Origin of the sequence: Buchnera aphidicola (Pemphigus obesinymphae) (assembly GCF_026122815.1) — a bacterium.
GTDB lineage: Bacteria > Pseudomonadota > Gammaproteobacteria > Enterobacterales > Enterobacteriaceae > Buchnera_C > Buchnera_C aphidicola_BJ.
The window spans coordinates 1-1,037 of the sequence record NZ_JAIWQW010000042.1 but is presented as its reverse complement, the minus strand read 5'-3'; the positions used below and the strand labels follow the sequence as shown (position 1 = coordinate 1,037).

At 22.2% G+C, this 1,037-nt stretch carries 3 protein-coding genes; all 3 read right to left on the bottom strand.

The genetic code is table 11. The features are described 5' to 3' along the window. Positions 1–94, bottom strand: a 94-nt coding sequence (locus LDP10_RS03600; protein ID WP_265197196.1) for a hypothetical protein, incomplete at its 3' end; no start/stop codon positions are given. A 15-nt stretch (positions 95–109) separates the two neighbouring features. Next, a complete protein-coding gene (locus tag LDP10_RS03595) occupies positions 110–643 on the bottom strand; it encodes a F0F1 ATP synthase subunit delta (protein ID WP_265197252.1) in 534 nt (177 codons plus the stop codon). A 17-nt stretch (positions 644–660) separates the two neighbouring features. Continuing rightward, a partial coding sequence (gene atpF, locus LDP10_RS03590) for a F0F1 ATP synthase subunit B (RefSeq protein WP_265197251.1) occupies positions 661–1,037 on the bottom strand: 377 nt, incomplete at its 5' end.

Here is a 1,037-nt window from a genome sequence, read left to right as displayed (position 1 = left end):
TAATAGTACCTTCATTATACACTTCGTTAACTATCTTAAATTGAGCTATACGTTTTTTAATTAATTCACTAATCTCACTAGAATTTAAATGCATACCTTTATAATTCTCTCAATAATTTAAGAAATTTTTTAACTGTTTTAAACGATTACGAATAGACATATCGATCACAAGATTATTCACTTTAATAATAAAACCATCAATAATAGTATCCTTAATACTGTTTTTTAAACTAATATTGCTATTAAACTTTTTTTCTAAAAATAAAGAAATATTTTTTAGTTGCGAAAAACTTAATACATATGCTGATATAATCTTAGCTTCTAAAACTTTATTATAATTATTTTTTAAACCAATATATTCTGATAAAATATTTTTTAGTAAAAATAATCGTTTATTTTCAGCCATTATTTTAATTAAATTTTGACACTTCAGATTAATTTGATCTCCGCATAACGTTATAAATACATTCGCTATATATTCAGCTGGTAATACACCTGATAACAAACTTTTTATTTTTAAATCTTTAGAAATACTAACTAAAAACAACAACATCTTTTGCCAAAGATCTATTTTATTTTCTTCTACTGCTAATTCAAAAATAGCTTTTGCATAAATTTTAGCCACACTACTATATTCACACATTAGAAATAAAATATTCCTTATAAACGATTAATTAATTCTTTAATGATATCATTATTTTCATTTTTTTTTATAGATCTTTGTATAACTTTTTCAGCTATTGAAATAGCTATTTTCCCTACATATTGAGTCAACTCTTCCTGCATTTTTATACGTTCTAAATCAATATCAAAACGTGCTTTTATCATAAATTTATTTTTTTCTTTTTCTGCACTTTTTCTAGCTTCTTCTAAAATAATATTACGTTGTTTTTTTGCTTCATTGAGCAAGTTCAATGCTGCTTGTTTTTGATTTTTAATTTCTTTTTTTACTTTTTCTTGATCTATTTTCAAATTTTCTTTTTCTTTTTTTACAAAATTTAAACTATCGGAAATATTTTTCTGTCTTTTTTCTATAG

Coding starts and splice junctions, on each gene's coding strand:
- LDP10_RS03595 (WP_265197252.1), bottom strand. CDS start 643: ATGTGTGAATATAGTAGTGTGGCTAAAATTTATGCAAAAGCTATTTTT.